Below are 4,534 nucleotides of genomic sequence, written 5' to 3'. Positions count from 1 at the left end.
TTCGAGGTCGCTGCCAGTTGGTATGTGCAATTCCAGTCGCAATCACCGACGCCCGCACAACATCAAGCCTGGCAGCAGTGGCTTAATCATGACCCGTCCCACCAGGCGGCTTGGGACCAGATGGAGCAGTTGCAACGCAGCCTCGGTGGCCTGCCCCCTGATCTCACACGCCGCGCGTTATCCACCACGCAACAGCGGCGCCAGGTACTCAAGTGGATGCTGGTGCTTGGCGGCAGTGGCTACCTGGGCTGGAACGTCCAGCAACATACGTCGTTGGGTAACGCATGGGCTGATTACCGCACGTCGGTGGGCCAGAGGCGGCGCATCGAGTTGGCGGATGGCACGCAGATCAATCTCAATACTCATACCGCTATCGATGTGGCCTTTGACGGGTACCAACGTTTGATCCGTCTGCGCGAGGGTGAAGTACTTATCCACACCGGCACGCGGGGTGGGCACTTACCGTTTTATGTAGAAACTCGCCAAGGCCGGGTCAAGGCGCTGGGCACTCGGTTTACTGTGCGCCAACTGCCGGATGCCACGCGGGTGGGCGTCTTGGAAGAACGGGTTGAGATATCCCCCGGCGACCAACCCGAACTTCGCCGCACTATGGGCGCGGGTGAGAGCGCAGAGTTTGATCGGCACAATGTGCGCCCTGCCCAGCGATATGGCGGTGTACAGGCCGCCTGGGTCGATGGCCAACTGATCGTGCTCGATGCTCGGCTAGGAGAAGTTATCGATGAGTTGGCGCGCTATCGGCCGGGCGTATTGCACTGCGACCCAGCCTCTGCGGGCCTACGCGTTTCCGGGACATTCCGTCTGGACTCAACCGATGCCGTCCTCGCTAACCTGCAAGCGAGCCTGCCGATTCAAGTGAAATACTTTACGCGCTATTGGGTGTCGGTCACCCGGATCGGCTAATCGAAAAATAATCCACAGAGGGGTTATCTTTTTTTGACCTGGTGCGGCCCTACAGGTAATCACGACGCTACCTTCAGGGCTTACTCACCTATGCGCCTTCCCACCCCGCTCCGCAAACGACTTTCCTGCCATGGCATGACGTACGGTCTGCAGTTCATCACCGCTACGACCGGTGTGTTGTTATCCACCACCGTCATGGCCGCGAGCGCAACGCAACACTTTGCCATTGCCGCAGGCCCGCTGGACAACGCCTTGAGCCAGTTTGCCGCCAAGGCCAATGTGATTCTGTCCTTCTCGCCACAGCAAACGGCGCGTTTGAATACGCCAGGGCTGCAAGGTGACTATTCGGTGGACCAGGGCTTTGCGCTACTGTTGCAGAACTCGGACCTGCAGGCGGTCGCACAGGCTCCCGGCAGCTATGTATTACAGGCGGCACCTGCTGGCCAATTGACCTTGGCCCCTACCACCGTCAACGCTTATCAACAGGGCGGCTTCAATCAAGAGATCGCCGGGGATGTAGGCTACAAGGCTCAGAGCAGCCGGATCGGCACGAAGACCAGCACACCGCTGTCCGAGACCCCGCGTTCGGTGTCCGTTGTCACTGGCCAGCGTATCAAGGACCAGAAGTCCCAGACCCTGACAGAAGTGCTGGGCTACGTACCGGGAATCTTCGCCCCACCGTTCGCGGCGGGCGACGGCTTGGCAGGCGATCTGTTTTTCATACGCGGTTTCAACGCCACGGATTACGGCTACGCCTGCTGCGAGATGGCCTGCGAGTTCAAGGCAATCGATACGACACCACCAGCGAACCCTACGGCCTGGAACGGGTCGAGATTTTCCGCGGTCCTTCTTCCCTGCTCTACGGTGAAAACGCACCCGGTGGCTTGGTTAATCTGGTGAGTAAACACCCGACTGCAACCCCGCAAGGCGAGGTGCAGGTGAGTTATGGTTCGAATAATCGACGCCAGTTGGGTGTGGATATCTCGGGCCCGCTCAACGACAGTGACACTATCCTGGGCCGGGTGGTGATGCTGGGGCGTAAATCCGACACGCAGACCGATCACGTTCCGGACGATCGTCTGTATATCGCGCCATCCCTGACCCTGAACTTCGACGACTACAACACCCTGACGCTGCTGGCCAACTATCAGAAAGACCATACCAACCTGGAACTCGGCCTACCCGCCGCCGGTACCCTGCTTACAAATCCCAACGGCAAGCTGTCCAAACACACCTTGCTGGGCAACCCGGACTGGAACACCTTTGAACGCGAAGCGTGGAGCACCGGCTATGAGTTCAGCCACAGCTTCAATGATGACTGGCAGTTCCGTCAGAACTCGCGCTATATGCAGTCACGTATCAACCGGCACGAAACCTGGCCTGGCTCATTGAATAACGGTGGCTTCGGCACCCGGCTGAACATGAACGCCTACGACCGCTACAACAAGTCGATGGTCTATTCCCTGGATAACCAGCTCGAAGGCAAGTTCCAGTTGGGCAGTGTGGAAAACACAGTGCTATTGGGCGCCAGCTATGACCGAACCTCGTTCAATCAAGACTGGGATGCGGGTTTCGCCGGCACCATCGATGTGTATAACCCGGTGTACCTGCGCGACCCGCTCACTCCCCTGGCAGTGCAAAACACTTTGCTTGAACAGCAGATGAAAGGGGTTTATGCACAGATCCAAAGCAAATACGACCATTGGCTCTTTCTGCTCGGCGGCCGCCAGGACTGGGTCGACAGCGATTACCGAGACAAGGTCAAGCCATCGAGCAATATCAACTCACAGGATCGTAAATTCACTTACCAGGGCGGGGTGATGTACCAGTTCGACAACGGCCTTACGCCGTATGTCAGCTATTCCACCGCGTTTGTCCCCGTGCAGCAGATCTCCAACGCCGGCTCGCCGTTGAAACCGATCACCAGCAGCCAATACGAAGTGGGCGTTAAGTACGAACCGATCGGCTGGGATACGGCGATGACCGTGTCGGTGTATGACCTGCGCAAGCAGGACGATACCTACCTTGATGCCACCACCAACAGCTATCGCCAAGTCGGTGAAAGTCGCGCCAAGGGCGTGGAAGTCGAGGTCAACAGTAACATCAGCTCCAACTTCAACGTGACGGCAGCCTATACCTACACCGACGCCCGGATAACCAAGGATTCGGCCACTTCGCTGGTAGAAGGCCGTCAGATGACGGGCGTGCCGCGTAACCAGGCTTCGGTGTGGGGCAAATATCGCTTTCTCGACGGCCAACTCAAGGGTTTCTCCGTGGGCGCGGGGTGCGCTATTTCGACAGTACCTTTTCCTACACCCCGCCTACGCTCTACGGGAAGCTGGACGCAGGTAGCGTCACCTTGGTGGATGCGGCACTGGGTTATCAGATCAACCCACACTGGTCGGTGGACCTGAACGCCAAGAACCTGTTCGACAAGGAATATGTATCCGGTTGCAACGATGCGGGGCGTTGCTATTGGGGCGACAGCCGTACCTTGCTCGGTACGGTGTCTTACAACTGGTAGACGGTGTGGATAACTCGGTTACTTGCCAATGCAAAAGCTTGAGAAAATCCGCCCCAGCAAATCATCCGAACTGAAAGCGCCGGTGATTTCACCCAACAGCTGCTGCGCCTGACGCAGATCTTCAGCCAGCAGCTCCCCAGCCCCCGCCAAGGTCAACTGAGCGCGCCCGTGCTCCAGGGCCGCGCTGGCATGACGCAGCGCTTCCAGGTGCCTGCGCCGCGCACTGAAGCTGCTTTCCGAGGTCTGTTCGTAGCCCATGCAGGCTTTAAGGTGTTCGCGCAGCAATTCCAGACCCTCACCGGCCGATTTCGCGCTCAAGCTGATCGTGACGTGGCCATCTTCACTGGTTTCGAGGGCGATGGCTTCACCCGTAAGGTCGGCCTTGTTACGGATCAAGGTGACTTTGGCCGGGTCTGGCCGTTGTTCAAGGAATTCGGGCCACAAGGCAAAAGGATCCACAGCTTCCGGTGCAGTGGCATCCACCACCAGCAACACACGATCGGCTTCGCTGATCGCCTTGAGCGCACGTTCCACGCCGATCTTTTCCACCTGGTCGTCGGTGTCGCGCAGACCAGCGGTGTCCACCACGTGCAGCGGCATACCTCGATGTGGATATGTTCACCGCAAGATATCCCGGGTAGTGCCGGCGATCTCGGTGACGATGGCCGCCTCGCGCCCTGCAAGAGCATTGAGCAGGCTGGATTTGCCGGCATTGGGCCGGCCGGCAATCACTACTGTCATACCATCGCGCAGTAAGGCGCCCTGCCCGGCTTCACGCAGCACTGTGGATAACTCATCGCGGACTTTGTCCAGCATCGCCAATACATGGCCATCCGCCAGAAAGTCGATTTTCTTCTTCCGGAAAATCAATCGCGGCTTCGACGTAGATGCGCAGACTGATCAACTGCTCGGTCAAATTATGCACACGCAGGGAAAAAGCCCCCTGCAATGAGCGCAACGCGTTACGTGCAGCCTGTGCAGAACTGGCTTCGATCAAATCAGCGATAGCTTCGGCCTGGGCCAGGTCGAGCTTATCGTTCAAGAATGCGCGTTCGCTGAATTCCCCGGGTCTGGCCAGGCGGCAACCCA

2 protein-coding genes and 3 pseudogenes are annotated in these 4,534 nt (G+C 58.4%); 2 read left to right on the top strand and 3 right to left on the bottom strand.

Annotated features, from left to right (window positions below):
- Together DQ405_RS24495 and DQ405_RS24490 are read left to right on the top strand one after the other, a co-directional pair.
- Positions 1 to 921, top strand: a 921-nt coding sequence (locus DQ405_RS24495; RefSeq protein ID WP_168426367.1) for a FecR domain-containing protein, incomplete at its 5' end; no start/stop codon positions are given.
- 135 nt (positions 922 to 1,056) lie between these two features.
- A pseudogene (locus DQ405_RS24490) lies at positions 1,057 to 3,445 on the top strand (TonB-dependent siderophore receptor).
- An 18-nt stretch (positions 3,446 to 3,463) separates the two neighbouring features.
- Here DQ405_RS24490 and DQ405_RS28770 read toward each other — a convergent pair.
- The 3 genes and pseudogenes from DQ405_RS28770 to DQ405_RS28760 all read right to left on the bottom strand — a co-directional run.
- Positions 3,464 to 3,904 carry a hypothetical protein gene (locus DQ405_RS28770; protein WP_446730915.1) on the bottom strand — a complete coding sequence of 147 codons (441 nt, stop codon included), beginning with the start codon at positions 3,902 to 3,904 and terminating at the stop codon, positions 3,464 to 3,466.
- 54 nt (positions 3,905 to 3,958) lie between these two features.
- A pseudogene (locus DQ405_RS28765) lies at positions 3,959 to 4,186 on the bottom strand (GTPase); the annotation flags it as partial.
- 52 nt (positions 4,187 to 4,238) lie between these two features.
- Positions 4,239 to 4,534: pseudogene (locus DQ405_RS28760) on the bottom strand (hypothetical protein); the annotation flags it as partial.

This window comes from Pseudomonas sp. SST3 (assembly GCF_003325755.1).
This window is presented reverse-complemented; position numbering and strand designations above follow the sequence as displayed.